Origin of the sequence: Anabaena sp. PCC 7108, from assembly GCF_000332135.1 — a bacterium.
Taxonomy (GTDB): domain Bacteria; phylum Cyanobacteriota; class Cyanobacteriia; order Cyanobacteriales; family Nostocaceae; genus Anabaena.
In genome coordinates, this window is the sequence record NZ_KB235896.1 from 2,175,364 (window position 1) to 2,191,959 (window position 16,596).

12 protein-coding genes are annotated in these 16,596 nt (G+C 39.3%); 6 read left to right on the forward strand and 6 right to left on the reverse strand.

The features are described 5' to 3' along the window. Nucleotides 1-47: 47 nt before the first annotated feature. The 3 genes from ANA7108_RS0110675 to ANA7108_RS0110685 form a co-directional block, all read right to left on the reverse strand. Complete coding sequence (locus ANA7108_RS0110675; RefSeq protein WP_016950777.1) at nucleotides 48-1,193, reverse strand: beta-ketoacyl-ACP synthase; 1,146 nt, start codon at nucleotides 1,191-1,193, stop codon at nucleotides 48-50. Between the two features lie 69 nt (nucleotides 1,194-1,262). Then, entirely contained in the window at nucleotides 1,263-2,021 is a 759-nt protein-coding gene (locus tag ANA7108_RS0110680) for a peptidylprolyl isomerase (RefSeq protein ID WP_016950778.1), read from the reverse strand. A gap of 211 nt (nucleotides 2,022-2,232) precedes the next feature. Continuing rightward, nucleotides 2,233-2,802 (reverse strand): photosystem I assembly protein Ycf4, encoded by a 570-nt coding sequence (locus ANA7108_RS0110685; protein ID WP_026104108.1) that lies wholly within the window; start codon nucleotides 2,800-2,802, stop codon nucleotides 2,233-2,235. Between the two features lie 429 nt (nucleotides 2,803-3,231). On the opposite strand from ANA7108_RS0110685, the gene psbD reads away from it, so the two are divergent. The 3 genes from psbD to ANA7108_RS0110700 all read left to right on the forward strand — a co-directional run bounded on the left by psbD (nucleotide 3,232) and on the right by ANA7108_RS0110700 (nucleotide 5,981). After that, nucleotides 3,232-4,287 carry a photosystem II D2 protein (photosystem q(a) protein) gene (gene psbD / locus ANA7108_RS0110690; RefSeq protein WP_016950780.1) on the forward strand — a complete coding sequence of 352 codons (1,056 nt, stop codon included), beginning with the start codon at nucleotides 3,232-3,234 and terminating at the stop codon, nucleotides 4,285-4,287. Next, nucleotides 4,271-5,659 carry a photosystem II reaction center protein CP43 gene (gene psbC / locus ANA7108_RS0110695; protein ID WP_016950781.1) on the forward strand — a complete coding sequence of 463 codons (1,389 nt, stop codon included), beginning with the start codon at nucleotides 4,271-4,273 and terminating at the stop codon, nucleotides 5,657-5,659. Before psbD ends, psbC begins: the two co-directional genes overlap by 17 nt. Nucleotides 5,660-5,798: 139 nt before the next feature. Next, complete coding sequence (locus tag ANA7108_RS0110700) at nucleotides 5,799-5,981, forward strand: PCP reductase family protein (protein WP_016950782.1); 183 nt, start codon at nucleotides 5,799-5,801, stop codon at nucleotides 5,979-5,981. Here the strand turns inward: ANA7108_RS0110700 and ANA7108_RS30165 are convergent. Continuing rightward, nucleotides 5,959-6,132, reverse strand: a complete 174-nt coding sequence (locus ANA7108_RS30165) for a hypothetical protein (protein WP_158318358.1) — start codon at nucleotides 6,130-6,132, stop codon at nucleotides 5,959-5,961. The two genes, ANA7108_RS0110700 and ANA7108_RS30165, sit on opposite strands and share 23 nt — an antisense overlap. Nucleotides 6,133-6,453: 321 nt before the next feature. On the opposite strand from ANA7108_RS30165, the gene ANA7108_RS27175 reads away from it, so the two are divergent. Beyond that, the gene (locus ANA7108_RS27175; protein ID WP_016950783.1) at nucleotides 6,454-7,119 is read left to right on the forward strand and encodes a hypothetical protein; all 666 of its coding nucleotides are present in this window, start codon (nucleotides 6,454-6,456) and stop codon (nucleotides 7,117-7,119) included. 60 nt (nucleotides 7,120-7,179) lie between these two features. Here ANA7108_RS27175 and ANA7108_RS0110710 read toward each other — a convergent pair whose 3' ends face one another. Together ANA7108_RS0110710 and ANA7108_RS0110715 are read right to left on the reverse strand one after the other, a co-directional pair. After that, the gene (locus ANA7108_RS0110710) at nucleotides 7,180-8,013 is read right to left on the reverse strand and encodes an SWIM zinc finger family protein (RefSeq protein WP_016950784.1); all 834 of its coding nucleotides are present in this window, start codon (nucleotides 8,011-8,013) and stop codon (nucleotides 7,180-7,182) included. A gap of 74 nt (nucleotides 8,014-8,087) precedes the next feature. Then, the gene (locus tag ANA7108_RS0110715) at nucleotides 8,088-11,303 is read right to left on the reverse strand and encodes a DEAD/DEAH box helicase (protein ID WP_016950785.1); all 3,216 of its coding nucleotides are present in this window, start codon (nucleotides 11,301-11,303) and stop codon (nucleotides 8,088-8,090) included. 355 nt (nucleotides 11,304-11,658) lie between these two features. Between ANA7108_RS0110715 and ANA7108_RS0110720 the strand changes: the two genes are divergently transcribed. Together ANA7108_RS0110720 and ANA7108_RS0110725 are read left to right on the forward strand one after the other, a co-directional pair. Then, complete coding sequence (locus tag ANA7108_RS0110720; RefSeq protein WP_016950786.1) at nucleotides 11,659-13,815, forward strand: polyribonucleotide nucleotidyltransferase; 2,157 nt, start codon at nucleotides 11,659-11,661, stop codon at nucleotides 13,813-13,815. A 220-nt stretch (nucleotides 13,816-14,035) separates the two neighbouring features. Further along, complete coding sequence (locus ANA7108_RS0110725) at nucleotides 14,036-16,528, forward strand: hypothetical protein (protein WP_016950787.1); 2,493 nt, start codon at nucleotides 14,036-14,038, stop codon at nucleotides 16,526-16,528. Nucleotides 16,529-16,596 lie beyond the last annotated feature (68 nt).

Below are 16,596 nucleotides of genomic sequence, written 5' to 3' on the forward strand. Positions count from 1 at the left end.
GAAAGTTCCCTCTTATAATCTCAAATTGATTACTCAGTAACAAAATTTTAATTACTTAAAGCGATCGCAGCATTTTGTCCACCAAAGCCAAAACTCAAACATAGTGACCTCTGTATTTCACTATCTCTTGCTGCTGTAACAAAATTTAAATCAAATTCTGACTGTTGTAATCCCACACAAGGCAGTAATATTTTATGCTTTAAACCCAAGAGCGAGAATGCTACTCCTAAAGATCCCGATGCTCCTAGTGTATGCCCCGTAGCACCTTTGGTGGAACTAATGGCTATTTTTTGAGTAAATAAAGACTGTATAATTTGGCTTTCTATCAGGTCATTGAGGAGAGTCGCTGTACCATGAGCATGAATATAGTCTATGTCTGCTGATTTTAAGCAACTACGTTCTAAACATTGCTTGATGGCTGCGATCGCACTTTTAGCTTCTGGTTCGGGTTTATTAGCATGATATCCGTCCGCTGTCAACCCAAAACCGAGGATTTCACCATAAATCTTGGCTTGGCGTTGCTTTGCCAATTCCGCAGATTCGAGAACAAACACAGCTCCACCTTCTCCTAGTACTAAGCCTTCTCGATGTAAATCAAAAGGATAAGCGCCCGTTTTTGCCAAAGCACCCATTTGCTGGAACCCGGAAATGGTGAGAGGTGTAATTGGTGCTTCTACTGCACCAGCGATCGCTCTTTGATATTGCCCAGTTTGAATCCCAAAAGCCGCTTGAGAAATTGCCCAAATTCCTGTAGCACAAGCCGCCATTGGGGCTAAAACTGTCCCTGTTGCCCCGATTTTTCTGGCTACAGCGATCGCATTCATGTGCGGTAAGGTATTTAACCAATTTTCTAAATTCAAGGGTGTTTGACGGGCATTTTGACCATACATTTGTCGCGTCCATCGCTCCCATTCTGCTTGATAACTACGACTAGAACCAATTACCACCGCACAGTCAGGTAAAGGTGCTATTAATTCAGCATCTTGCAAAGCAGAAGTAACAACCATCTGAGTTAGGGTATTCAAATCAGATGGTTGTTCAGCAATTAAGCCTAAAGGAATTATTCCTAGTTCTGGAAAAGGTTGATGTAATTTAATGCCCGTTTTACCCGCTAACAAATTTTGCCAGCTATCTTCTAAGTTTTTGCCTAAAGCGGAAACTAGACCAATACCAGTAACAACAACCTTAATCAATTTTAGATTTTAGATTTTAGATTTTAGCAGTTGCCAGCAGGTTTTTGACTACTGACAACTGATCACTGACTACTGTGAAGTTCTCAAATTCTCAGCGCCTTTAGTGACTTTAGCAGAATCAATTTTATCGCCCTGCTTGATTTTGTTAACTACATCAAAGCCTTGAGTGACATGGCCAAAAACAGCGTAGTTACCATCCAAGAATCCCAAATCAGCTAAAGCAAAATAAAACTGAGAAGAAGCTGAATTAGGCATTTGCGATCGCGCCATTGCTACCGCTCCTTGCTTATGCTGTAACTCAGGCTGCTCAGTAATAGTCTGTCCGTAAATGGGTTGTTTCGCGTTTTTTGGCTTAATTTCTAAGGGTATACGGCGTTCACTTCCGGTTTTGGGGTCTATATAGCCACCAGTTCCATTTCCTTTAGGATCTCCACCTTGAGCCACAAACGGTTGAGGATCAAGCACAACGCGATGAAATACCAACCCGTCATAAACACCCTTCTGCACCAAATCAACGAAGTTACCCGCAGTGATTGGTGCATTATCACCATCTACTTCGATGGTAATTGGTGAGCCTTTAACTGTCATCACCACAGTAGCTTTGCCTTTAAGCCGTGGTAAATCTTTAATTCCTGGAATACTCTCAGTACTAGTTTTTGATACTGTTGTTGCTTCAGTAGTTGACTGGGAGCTGGCCTCAGTTGCATTTGAGGTAGCTGTCGAAGTGGGAGATGTATTAGAAGCTACTTTTTCAGGTGAACATCCTCCCAACATCAGACCACCAATCATCAACAGAAGCACTAAAAATTGTGGAAATTTTAATCGCATTGCTAGTTAATGACTCAACCAGAGTATCTTACCTTCTTTCCAAATTTTAGATTTTGGATTTTAGATTTTAGATTTAAAATTCTCATAGTCCGGCTATTGCATCAGAGTTAAAACAATAGATAACATCAGAATTTGCTGTTCTCAGAAGGTAGATGTTCGATTTACCATCAATCCAAACCTGATCCAAAATCCAAAATCTAAAGTCTAAAATTTACAATCCTTCTAAGGGTACTCCCAAAAATCTTGCCAACTCAGCACCTTGAGTCTCCAAATCAGCTAAAGATAACGGTTGACCTACCCGCGTCAGGGGGATGTCTCTTCGTCCTTTAACCCTCAGATAAAGAGCGCGTTGGGGATTTAAACCTTCTTTAATAGAAATACGCACAGATTGTACATCTTGGATGCGATTTTCAATCTCAATTTGGCGGTTTTTACCAGGAAAACCCCAGCGGAAGATTTTGAATTTGCCAGTTTCCTGATTAAATTCGTTGTAACCACCGCCAACGTCCCATAAAATCACTAACCAGAGGTATAAGGCTAACAGCACACCAGCAGTGCCGTATAAACCCATTACCAATCCTTGAGGGACAAATATCAGTTGAGTTGCATCAGTGACTATGAGCAAATTAACTTTGAGATAGCTGGAAATGCCAGCCAGCAAAAAGCCACTTGCTCCCAAAGAAACGATAGTTGCCCACCAGTAGTTGCTAAACCGACGAGAACCGAGAACGTTTTGATGCAAGAGGCTATCGCCTTTATTAATCGTTGTTGATGCCGTCATGGAACTACCTTGGCCTGTGAGATATTCTCTCTCAAAGTCTGCCACTTGAGCAGTGTGTATTGCAAGTTGTAAGATTATGAGAAAATGTGTGTCAAATTGTTAAAATTCTGATATTCATATATTTATATAGTTTGAAATATCTGATTACCTTCTGCATCTACAGCACAAACCCGGACGAATGTGATAAGTTAAGAATCATTAAGCTACTACAAGCTAGATTACTAGTGAATGGCACGTGTAATGGCATAATCCTGAGAAATACCCAACTACTCACGTTGTAAATTCTCAGCATTTTAGCCGCTTGTTAAGGGCTAAGTGTGTCAATAAAAACGTTGAATTCTTCGCGGCAGTCACTCATGGGATGTTATCCCCAGATTGCACAGACTTAAAAAACGTGGCAATTTTAGTAAAAAAGAGGATTGTAGTTCAATGACCATCGCAGTTGGACGCGCCCCTAGTAGAGGGTGGTTTGACGTACTAGACGACTGGTTAAAGCGCGATCGCTTCGTATTCGTAGGTTGGTCAGGAATATTATTATTCCCCTGCGCCTTCCTCGCACTAGGCGGTTGGCTAACCGGTACAACCTTCGTCACATCCTGGTACACCCACGGATTAGCATCCTCCTACCTAGAAGGAGCTAACTTCCTCACCGTAGCAGTATCCACACCAGCAGACAGCATGGGACATTCCCTACTGTTGCTGTGGGGACCAGAAGCTCAAGGCGACTTCACCCGTTGGATTCAACTAGGTGGCTTGTGGCCTTTCGTAGCCCTACACGGAGCCTTTGGATTAATCGGCTTCATGTTGCGCCAATTTGAAATTGCCAGACTAGTAGGGATTCGTCCTTACAACGCTCTCGCTTTCTCCGGTCCCATTGCCGTATTCGTCAGCGTCTTCCTGATGTATCCCTTGGGACAATCTAGCTGGTTCTTTGCACCCAGCTTTGGAGTAGCAGCAATCTTCCGCTTCCTCTTATTCCTGCAAGGTTTCCACAACTGGACACTTAATCCCTTCCACATGATGGGCGTAGCAGGTATTTTGGGCGGTGCATTACTTTCTGCTATTCACGGTGCGACAGTAGAAAACACCTTGTTTGAAGACGGTGAAGGCTCCAACACCTTCCCCGGTTTCAACCCCACCCAAGCTGAAGAAACCTACTCCATGGTGACAGCAAACCGTTTCTGGTCACAGATTTTCGGAATTGCTTTCTCCAACAAGCGCTGGTTACACTTCTTCATGTTATTTGTACCAGTTACAGGCTTGTGGATGAGTTCTGTCGGTATCGTTGGTTTAGCATTAAACCTGCGAGCTTATGACTTCGTTTCCCAAGAATTACGGGCAGCAGAAGACCCAGAGTTTGAAACTTTCTATACCAAAAACATTTTGCTGAACGAGGGTATCCGCGCTTGGATGGCTCCTCAAGATCAACCCCACGAACAGTTCGTATTCCCAGAGGAGGTTCTACCACGTGGTAACGCTCTCTAATAAAACATCAGTAATAGGCGGTGGACGTGACCTAGAATCAAGCGGTTTTGCTTGGTGGTCTGGTAACGCTCGCTTAATTAACCTATCCGGTAAACTACTTGGCGCTCACGTAGCCCATGCTGGTTTGATTGTCTTCTGGGCTGGAGCAATGACTTTATTTGAAGTTGCTCACTTCATTCCAGAAAAGCCTATGTACGAACAAGGCTTAATCCTCCTACCTCACCTCGCCACATTAGGTTGGGGCGTTGGAGTAGGTGGTGAAGTATTCGACACATTCCCCTACTTTGTAGTTGGTGTACTGCACTTAATTTCCTCTGCCGTACTCGGTTTTGGCGGTATCTATCATGCCGTCCGTGGACCCGAAACCTTAGAAGAGTATTCCTCTTTCTTTGGTTATGACTGGAAAGACAAGAACAAGATGACCAACATCATCGGCTTCCACCTAATCATCTTGGGTAGTGGTGCGCTGTTATTGGTGCTGAAGGCTATGTTCTTCGGTGGTGTTTATGACACCTGGGCTCCAGGTGGTGGTGATGTTCGTGTGATTACTAACCCCACACTGAACCCAGCTATCATTTTTGGATATTTGATTAAGGCTCCCTTCGGTGGCGAAGGCTGGATTGTCAGCGTCGATAACATGGAAGATGTTATTGGTGGTCACATCTGGATTGCTTTAATTTGTATTTCCGGTGGTATCTGGCACATTTTCACTAAGCCTTTTGCTTGGGCGCGTCGCGCTTTCATCTGGTCCGGTGAAGCTTACCTATCCTACAGCTTGGGTGCTTTGTCCTTGATGGGCTTTATTGCTTCCATCATGGTTTGGTATAACAACACCGTTTACCCTAGCGAATTTTTTGGTCCTACCGGTCCTGAAGCTTCTCAAGCACAAGCTTTAACCTTCTTGATTCGTGACCAACGCTTAGGTGCTAACGTCGGTTCTGCTCAAGGTCCTACCGGTCTGGGTAAATACTTGATGCGCTCTCCTACTGGTGAAATCATCTTCGGTGGTGAAACCATGCGCTTCTGGGATTTCCGTGGTCCTTGGTTAGAGCCTCTACGTGGTCCTAACGGTCTTGATTTGGAAAAAATCAAGAATGATATTCAGCCTTGGCAAGCTCGTCGCGCTGCTGAATACATGACCCATGCTCCTTTGGGTTCTTTGAACTCTGTAGGTGGTGTAGCCACTGAAATCAACTCTTTCAACTACGTGTCTCCTCGTGCGTGGTTAGCTTGTTCTCACTTCGTGTTAGGTTTCTTCTTCCTCATTGGTCACTTGTGGCACGCAGGTCGCGCCCGCGCTGCTTCTGGTGGATTTGAGAGAGGTATAAACCGCGAAAATGAACCAGTTATGTATATGGGCGACCTAGACTAGGTTTGGCTCAGATTTATTTCATCTTATAGCTCTTGCTTTGCAGCAAGGGCTTTTTTTTATGGTTTGTTTGGCTTTGAATATGACACAATTTAATCATTAACACTCTTTCTAAAATATATAAAATAGGAGGCAAATTATGATGGAAAACTTAAATTTTGATACTTTGCAATGGACAGCAGAAGCCCAAGTAAAGTTAAAGAATATTCCTTTTTTTGTCCGCACCCAAGCTCAAGCAAGAATTGAGCAATTAGCACGAGAAGCAGATCAAGAAGTAGTGACAGTGGAACTGGTTGAAAAAGCTAGATTAGAGTTGGGACAGTAAATGAGTAAAATCTAGCAAATGGTAGAAGGGCAATTAAAAAAGCAGTGCGGAAGTGGGTGAGGGGATAAAGTAAGCTATAATCAATACCTTGTCCATTTTCTGTAGGTTGGGTTAAGCGACAGCGCAACCCAAGGCATTTGTTGGGTTTCATGCTGATTGCTCCGCGTTCACGCAGTGTCCCGCAGGGATACGTTTACGTTCGACAACCCAACCTACAAATCAAGGCTTTTTCCAATTTGGACAAGGAAAGTCTATTGAAACTACATTAGGAAATATTGAACTTGATGCAGAAGATGTAAATGATATTATTGCTTCTTTAAAAACCATCAAATTTCAAAAATATATTGTATTAGAAGATTTCCATTATCTTGATACAGATACTCAAAAGGATTTTGCAGTTGCATTAAAAGCATTTCATGAAGCGTCTGAATTTTGCTTTATAATTATAGGCGTTTGGTTAGAAGAGAATAGATTGATTGTATACAATGGGGATTTGGCTGGACGCGTCATTGCAATAGATGCTGACCGTTGGATTCCTAAAGATTTGACAGAAGTAATTAAGAAGGGTGCTAAATTATTAAATATTGATTTTACAGAACACTTTATAAAAACTCTTATTAAAGAATCTTTTGATAGTGTTTATATAGTTCAAGAAGTTTGTGCTGAAGCTTGCCGTCAAGAAGAAGTAAAAGAAACACAAAATACACATCGTGTCATTGGTACTAAATTGTTTGTACATGAACTAATCAAATCTGTTGTTAATCGAGAAAATGGGCGATATACATCTTTTCTCCACAACTTTTCTGAAGGTTTTCAAGGTACACAACTTGAAATGCATAAATGGCTTCTTTACGCCGTACTTACAGTAGAATTAACTGAATTAGAGAAGGGACTTCGTTATGCACAAATACGGGAGATACTCCAATTGCATCATCCCCAAAAAACAGGACTTAATCCTGGAAATTTAACTCAATCTTTAAAATCAACAGCTTCGCTTCAAGTTAAGAAATATCTTAAACTAATAATTCTTGATTATGACGAGACAAACAAACGCTTAAATGTGGTTGATAGAGGTTTTTTAATCTGGCTTGCTAATCAAAATAAACGAGAACTATTAACTTCAATTGAATTGGTTTAGTTAAGTAGGGTGTATTAACACAACGTAAGAGCTAGAATTAATTTACAACAAGCTTTAACTCTATCCCCCCACGTTCATCGCTGCTAAAAAAGCCTTTTGACTCACATCTTTATAAACTACTTGCAAATATTTCATCACCAAATCACCAGCAGGTGAATTAGTTTTATTTTCTTCATCTTTTGCTAAAGGAATTGTACCTAATACAGTTAATACTGTCTCACTAACAGCAGGTGAAATTACTACTAAAGACGATTCTAACGGCTCATTATATTGCCAAAAATCATCTATTTTAATAGCATATTCAGGTTGAGAAAGTTTTTGTTGAATTGCTGATTTTTCCTGAATTTTTTCTACATTTTTAGTATTACGTAAATGGCGTAAATCACTGATAATTTGCTCTTTGGTACGTCCCCGTAATTGAAATAAAACAAATGGGTCTTCACTGAATCTGTCACCTAACTGATAATAAACAGCACCTACGTGTTTGCAAGGATTGACTTTATCAGGACAAGAACATTTACTGTGAACGTCACCTAAAGTAAAAGGAAATAAAGAAAGACCATTACTTGTAAAAACTTCTTCTATATTTTGTGGCATTTCTCCCGCTAGTAACTTAGCAGCATAGATTGCCTTTTTGGACATAGTTTCAATTACATAACCCCATTCTTCATCACTAAAAGGGTCAAGAGAAAGAGAAACTTTATAAGGTTCGGCTTCACTACCTTGAACTCTGGCTAATACTTTTGCTCCTTTAAATTCAATACTCAAAACATTTCCTTGTCTAGAATAGGTTCTAGCCCTTTCTAACCGTTTTTTAAACCGATAGGCATCTAGTAAATCCAGCCACTGTTGTGACCACCATTCTCGACTTGCTTGCAAGGTATCATTAGTCATAAGTCAAAGTTTGTTAAAGATAATTATTGACATTAATCTACTTGTATTTTTTGGACAATGTTTTTAACATAATTCTATTCTTCATCCTCATCAATTATTGCATTTCGGTCAAGTAATAGTAAATTGCGGAGTTGGTTTGTGTCCATTTCGGTTAGCCATTCTTCACCTGCACCAACAACTTGTTCTGCTAATTGTTTTTTACTTTCAATCATGTCATTAATTTTTTCTTCCAAAGTCCCAGTACACACAAATTTATGCACTTGAACATTCCGGGTTTGTCCAATTCTAAATACTCGGTCTGTAGCTTGGTTTTCTACTGCTGGATTCCACCATCTATCAAAGTGAAAAACATGATTTGCTCTAGTTAAATTCAAACCGACACCACCAGCTTTCAATGATAAAATCATAATTGGTGGACTTTCGGGATCATGCTGAAAACGGTCAATCATTTCTTCACGTTGCTTTTTAGTGGTACTACCATATAAAAATAATATTTCTCGATTTAGCTTTTTTTCTAAATGAGGCTTGAGTAATTTACCCCATTCTGCAAATTGGGTAAAAATCAAAGCCCGGTCATTTTCTGCTAAGACTTCTTCTAACATTTCCTCCAATCGTTGCAGTTTAGCTGAATTATGTTTTTCTAAATTTCCTAATTTTAAATATTGCGCTGGGTGATTACAGATTTGTTTTAGCTTAATTAATAATGCTAAAATCATGCCCCTACGCTGCAAACCTTCTGCTGATTCAATTTCAACTAAAGATTGATCTACTAATTTTTGATATAGTTGCCCTTGTTCGGAACTAAGTCCGCAAAATACAGTCATTTCTTGCTTTTCTGGCAAGTCTTGAATAATATCTTTGTCAGTTTTTAAACGTCGGAGAATAAAAGGCTGAACTAAAGAACGTAATTGAGTTAAAGAAGCTGTATCACCATACTTTTCAATGGGCATGGCAAATCGGCGTTGAAAAAATTGTTTATTACCTAAATAACCTGGATTTAGGTAATCTAAAATAGACCATAATTCTTGCAATCTATTTTCTACAGGTGTTCCCGTTAAAGCAATGCGAAAACTAGTTTTTATTTGCCGAATAGCTTGAGATTGCTTTGCGTCTGAATTTTTGACATTCTGCGCTTCATCTAAAACGATTATTTGCCAATTAATAGTTTGTAATAACTTCAAATCACGGGGGATTAGCGCATAACTAGTAATTACTAAATCATGCTTTTGTACTATTTCCGTAAATGCCTTACCCTTAGGGCGTTTATCACCATGATATTCTAAAACTTTGAGTGTTGGTGCAAATTTCTTCACTTCCTTTTCCCAATTTCCCATCACAGAAGTGGGACAAACTAACAAAGTTGGGTTTTCTAGTGCATTTTCTTCTTTGAGGTGGAGTAGAAAAGCAATAAATTGAATTGTTTTTCCCAATCCCATATCGTCTGCTAGACAAGCACCTAAACCCCAACGTTCTAGGAAAGCTAACCAAGCTGCACCTCTTTCTTGATAAGGACGTAATTGTCCCCGGAAACTTGCAGGTGTGGGTAAAGGTGCTATTGCTTGATTATTAGTTAATGCCCCAATCAATTCTTGTAATGTACCTGAAGCTTCAAAACTAACAACTGGTAATTTTTCAATTACTTGAGTATCTCCTGTACTAATACGTAAAGCATCTTCTAATGATAAAGACATCTGTTCTTTACGAGATGCAAAAAAGTTTTGCGCTGTTTTAATATCTTGGGGACGCAATTCTACCCATTCGTCATTAATCTTGACTAATGGACTATTTAAAGCTACTAATTTATCAAATTCAGTTTTAGAAATTGTTTGTCCACCAATTGCTAATTGCCACTGAAAGTTGAGCAGACTTTGTAAATCCAATCGTCCCTTTTTTTTCTGAGGTGTTTCAACATTAATTTTTAAACCTAAGCGGTTAGCCCATCCTTCACGGTTGGCTAAACTTGGTGGTAAAATTACTCCTAAACCGCTATCTTCTAATCTCCAAGCTACAGACTTGATAAATTCATAAGCTTGCATGGGTGTAAGATGACAAAATTGAGGAGATTCAGTTTCTAAACTGGGGGTTATCACTGGATACAATCGAGAAGCTAAACCCAAACCTCGCAAAAATATCTCTTGTGGTTGTTCAACGGTAAGATTTTGATAAATTAATTGTTCTGTAGGGTTAGCCCAAATAGTGGCTGCATTAACTAAAAATTCAGAATTATCTACTGCTTGCAGAAAATAGGCCAATACCCAATTTTTTTCTCCAGTTTCTGGAGGAAGTAGTTGAAAAGATGTATGAAATGAAGCTTTTCCTGTTAATTGATATTGTAATGGCAGAGTCCAAGCTTTTAGTGCGGCTTCTAGTCTTTCCAATCCCATTGCATCTGCATTAATTGTGTTAGATACACCAGTTAAGGCTTGTAACCAATGCTGTACTGCAGATGGTAAAGACATCATTTCTCTAGTTTCAATAGAAGATTGAGAACTAACCATATCGCGCAGTTGGGCATCTATGATAGTGTTGAGAAAACCCAAAATTAATTCTTGTGGTTTTATAGGTAAATCAACTGCTAAGTTACTTTTAATATCTTCTTGATTTTGCTGATATGTACGACAAGCTAAAGGCATTTTAGCTGCAAATTTTTCTAGCCGAGTAACATCTACAGCGCTATCTAAAATTACTTGCCATTGAGCAAATAAAGAACCAGCTAAGTCTTTTTGAATAGTTGGTAAAAATTTACAGCGGGAGATTAAATCTAAACTCCAACGCGCTACTTGTACCCAAAAACGTAAATCTCCTCCTAAAAAGGCATCTTTGCCATCAGTTGAACTTAAGGGTAAGAAAGTGAGAAATTTAATCGCTGCGCTGGGTTGGAGACAAAAACCTTCTACTCTCCAAGGTTGTAGGTATTTTGGCGAGTTGAGATCAATATCTAAACTAGCTGAATGTACTGGACAAAGTAAGGCATCTTTTTCTAGAAACTTGGTTGTTAAAGCAATGATTTGGGATTGTGTTGGTAAAGTTTTTTCTACATGATTTGTACTTTTACTTTTTTTTATGTTACTTACAGTAGATGACGTTATTTGAATATAATTATAAATATTTAAATTACGTGATTCCAACCAATTACTTAACTCAGTTGGTGTCATAGACAAGGGATGTGATGGAACTTCTCCTGATTTAATAAATTCCAGATTAACCTGTGAATTTCGCCAAGTTTCTCCCCAAATAAATAAAGAACTATTTTGATTTTCGAGTACCCAACTACCGTGTAGAATTGCCATATTTTTAGTTTAAAAGTGATTGGTTCGATTAAAATAAGACACAATCAGCTTATTTATTTCAGCAAGCTAATTAGTTTTAATAAGCAATAGATTGATAATTCTAGCAAATGTAGAACTCATACTTTCGATTTTGAGGCATTCTAGTAACTATAATCAAAAATTAATCTCCCTATGCCTACTGCCCACCCCCTATCCTCAATAGGATGGGGTAAATGCGCTGATCGTGTATCAGGCTTGACGTTGACTTAGAGGTTAATCTTGTTGATCTTTGTTTTTAACAGAAGCCGTCCATAGTGCATAAATGTTAGGATTGCCACAGAGAGAGAATAGCGTGCATAGAAGGAAAAAAAACTGAATGGCAGAAGTTGATAAGTCAATATCCTTTGATGGACGGGATATTCGGCTGAAGGTTGGATTGTTAGCCCCCCAAGCGGGTGGGTCGGTGTTGATACAATCGGGGGATACAGCTGTTTTGGTGACAGCTACGCGATCGCAAGCCAGAGAAGGCATTGATTTTCTTCCCCTCACGGTAGATTATGAAGAAAGATTGTATGCAGCGGGCAGAATCCCTGGTGGTATTATGCGCCGAGAAGGTCGTCCACCAGAAAGAGCGATTCTTACTAGTCGTTTGATAGACCGTCCTCTCCGTCCTCTATTTCCTTCATGGTTACGGGATGATTTACAAGTAATTGCTTTCACCATGTCAATGGATGAGCAAGTACCGCCAGATGTGTTGGCTGTAACTGGTGCTTCTATTGCGACCCTAATTGCCCAAATTCCTTTTAATGGACCAATGGCAGCAGTGCGGGTAGGTTTAGTGGGTGATGATTTTATTATTAACCCCACTTATGCAGAAATTGAAGCGGGAGACTTGGATCTGATTGTCGCCGGTTCACCAGATGGTGTGATCATGGTGGAAGCAGGAGCGAATCAGTTGCCAGAGCGCGATATTATCGAAGCAATTGATTTTGGTTATGAAGCAGTACGGGATTTAATTCAAGCACAGCTGGATTTAGTCGAAGAACTAGGTCTAAAAATAGTGCGAGAAGCACCACCGGAAGTAGACCAAACACTAGAAAACTATATCCGCGATCGCGCAAACAGTGAGATTAAAAAAATCCTGGCGCAATTTGAATTAACCAAAACCGAGCGTGATGCAGCATTAGATGTTGTTAAAGACGCTATAAAAGAAGAAATTCAAGCTCTTCCAGAAGAAGATCCCATTCGAGTTGCTGCTACTGCAAATAGTAAAGCCCTTGGTAATACCTTTAAGGACATTACCAAATACTTTATGCGCCGTCAAATCATCGAAGACAATGTCCGCGTTGATGGTCGCAAACTAGATGAAGTCCGCCCTGTTTCTTGTCAAGTTGACGTTCTACCCAAACGGGTTCATGGTAGCGGTTTATTTAACCGGGGACTAACCCAGGTTCTAAGCTGCTGCACACTGGGTACTCCAGGAGATGCCCAAAACCTCAACGATGATTTACAAGTAGACCAACACAAGCGTTACTTGCATCATTACAATTTTCCCCCCTTCTCCGTTGGGGAAACCAAACCCATGCGTGCGCCAGGAAGACGGGAAATTGGACACGGGGCTTTAGCAGAAAGAGCCATTTTACCTGTACTACCACCAAAAGAAAAATTCCCCTACGTAATCCGAGTAGTTTCGGAAGTGCTTTCTTCCAACGGTTCCACCTCGATGGGTTCAGTCTGCGGTTCTACCCTCGCCCTCATGGATGCTGGTGTACCCATTCTCAAACCTGTTAGCGGTGCGGCAATGGGCTTGATTAAGGAAGGTGACGAAGTGCGCGTTCTCACCGATATTCAAGGCATCGAAGACTTTTTGGGTGATATGGACTTCAAAGTGGCGGGAACAGATACTGGTATCACCGCTTTGCAAATGGATATGAAAATATCCGGTTTGTCTTTGGATGTAATCAAACAAGCTATCAACCAAGCTAAAGATGCCCGGTTGCACATTCTGGACAAGATGCTCCAGACTATCGACACTCCACGCATAGAAACGTCAGCTTATGCTCCACGTTTGTTGACGATCAAGATTGATCCCGACATGATTGGTTTAGTCATTGGACCTGGCGGTAAGACGATTAAAGGCATCACTGAAGAAACTGGTGCAAAAATTGACATCGAGGACGATGGCACAGTTACCATTTCCGCAGTTGATGAAAGCAGGGCGAAGAGAGCTAAGAACATTGTTCAAGGCATGACTCGCAAGTTACATGAGGGAGATGTTTACGTAGGACGTGTAACACGGATTATACCTATTGGTGCGTTTGTGGAATTCTTGCCAGGAAAAGAGGGCATGATTCACATTTCTCAACTCGCTGACTATCGTGTTGGTAAAGTTGAAGATGAAGTAGCGGTGGGTGATGAAGTGATTGTCAAAGTGCGCGAAATTGACAATAAAGGTAGAATTAACCTGACACGCTTGGGTATCCACCCAGATCAAGCAGCTGCGGCGCGGGAAGCTGCGGCTACAAATCGTTAAATCGATTAAGGATTTTAGATTTTGGATTAGGGATGAATCGCAAATCTAAAATCCGCGATGCCTTTTACAGCAGGCATCGCTGTATGATTTTTTAATTATTTTTGAATAGTCGAATGATAAGAAGCCGAACAACTGAAGTCGCGGCTACACTAGTACATAAGTTAGTGTTATTACGAGTGCCATCAAGTACCCACAACTTTTCAGTGAGAATTTATAAGATATGCAAAATGAGGCAATACTGAAACTAAAGCCGCGTCCTCTCCGCTTAGTTTATTTAGTGAATACAACAACAGACCTGAAAAATGCCGTCACTCTTTACACGCATTTATGGGGTGGCTTCTCAAATGCTATCTTTCCAGTACCTGATGATACTGATAAACTTATCCTCTTGCAGTACGCCTTACAGTCAATTAATCCTGATTATATTTTCTTGCCAGAGCAAAACCTTCCAGAAAATGTCATTGAAATTTTAGACCAGTTTCCAAGTCGTTGCTTAAAACTTTCATCCGACCGAATTGAAGACATAGCTAATCTTAATTATCATCGTCATGTTCTTCGATTGCGGACAATGAATGGTTATCAAATTGGAGAATTTCCACATATTATTCGTGTCTTAAATTCTATATACAGAAATCCCTTATCGGACAGTAATATTTGCTTGATTTCAGATAATTCTATATTTGAACATGAGATAGTTCTGCAATTTGGCAAACCATCAAATCAATATCAAGAATACCTACGAAATCATCTAAATGCTAGGTTAATTTCCATTAATTCTATTGAAGCTTTGCTCAAGGCAAGCTTACTAATAGCAATAGGAATATTAACAAACTCACTCTCTATGACGAAAATGGAGATTGTACATACACAATCTTCAGGTGGCTGGTCAGTTCGAGATCATGAAAAAGTTTGTAATTTATTCCTTTATGAATCTAATGATATTAATATTGCAGCTATTTTTTGGAACTACCGCCGTTTAGATATAGGTTATAGTAATAAATTTCTTTTTCCAAAAAAAGACTTCCTTGAAAAATTAGAAGAATGTATTTCAATTTTGGATAATTTTTTTCTTTCGATGCAAGAATTGAGAATTTATGTGAACTTATCACATGAGGAAGCGATAGATTTAGCCAACCAGATTAATACTATTTTTAACAAATTTGAACGAGATATTTTTGTAAGAGTATTTTATCAAAATTCCGGTTTTGACTTTAAGCCAGGAAGCGTTTACTCTAGCAAATCTATTGTTACAACACGAGAAATTTCATCATTAGATAAATCCATACGGTTTAGCCCTATCGTACCTTCTGGTCACGAAAATTCTGATTATCTTTTTGGGTATGATGCAGAAATTGAGTTTGCCTCTGGTGAATCGTTTTCTGCACCTTTTACACAAACTTCTGCTGTACTTCTATCTAATCACATACAACAAATTAAATATTCAGAAAATTCTCAAGACCCTCTATTCAAAGATTGGCAACAGCGGAAAACACAACCTATACGACCTGCTGAAAAGGGTGTTACGGGGTTAGTTTACTCTAATGCAGAATGCCGTATATATTTACCTGAAAGCGAAGAAATTATTGCCAGATGGTTAAAAAGTAAAGGTTTCATTTTTAAATTAAATGATCATACTCGTTATGCTAAAGGTTTTATTAAACGTTTTGGAGGTTTTGATAAAACTAGAGATTTAATTATGTCAGGTGGAGCGAAAATATTTAGGGCTTTTGGTACTAGTGAATCCTCGGAAATCAATAAATTAGATGGAAATAAATTCAAGCATTCACATAAATCTGAACAAAGTGGATTAAAATTTTCAGAAATAAAAGGATATTTAGAACGAGAATTAAATCTGACCCGGAAAGATTCAAAAAATACGAAAGATGCCAAGAATATAGTAGAGCAAAATCTTCCGGCATTATTGGAAGCAGGGTTATTATACCGAGGATATGCCCTAAAATGCCCACATTGTGGATTAAAAGACTGGTACAAGCTGGAAAAAATTAACGAATTTGTTGAATGCAATGGTTGTGCAGAAAATTTCCAGTTAGGTTGTAAAGAAAATTCTCATTTTGACAATTTGGATAAGTTAGAATTTGCATATAAACCTAATGAATTAGCAGCCCGTTTTCTCAAAACTGGTGGACAATCTGTACTATCAACAGCAGTTTTTTTATCCTGGCTTGCTTCTTCTGGACATATTCAATTAGGAGGAGACCTTCACAAAATAGGGGTAGAAAATAAATTCACTGACATTGATCTATTCATAATTGTGAAAAATGTTTTCATACTTATTGAATGTAAGTCTTGGCAAATCATCAATGAAGAAAACGTAAAAGAAATAATAGAACATCTTCAAAAAGTAATTGAAACAGCAGTCCTTGTAAGCGCCAAAGTAGTAGTTTTAGGTGTTGTGACTACATCAATTACCTGTGACTTACATTCCCTTGTGAGTGATGTGGCACAAAAGGCAACCGAAAAAGGAATTGGTGTACATCTATTGCTCAATGATACGTTTTATCTATGGGGTCAAAAAGAGAACGAAATCAAAGAACAATGGCAATTGAATGTGATGGATCTTTTAGTTCTAGAAAAGGACTTGCCACAGAATCCAAATGTATCTGTGGGAGAACCTGTGAGATTATATAGTTGGAACGAGGGAGATAAACTGGTAAATAAAGACGTACTGGAAAGGTGGAAGCAAGAATTTTAAAGGTTTATATGTTCGTATAGCTGCTACAATTTCACTCATCCGGCTCCCCTTTGCCAATTTGTCAATTT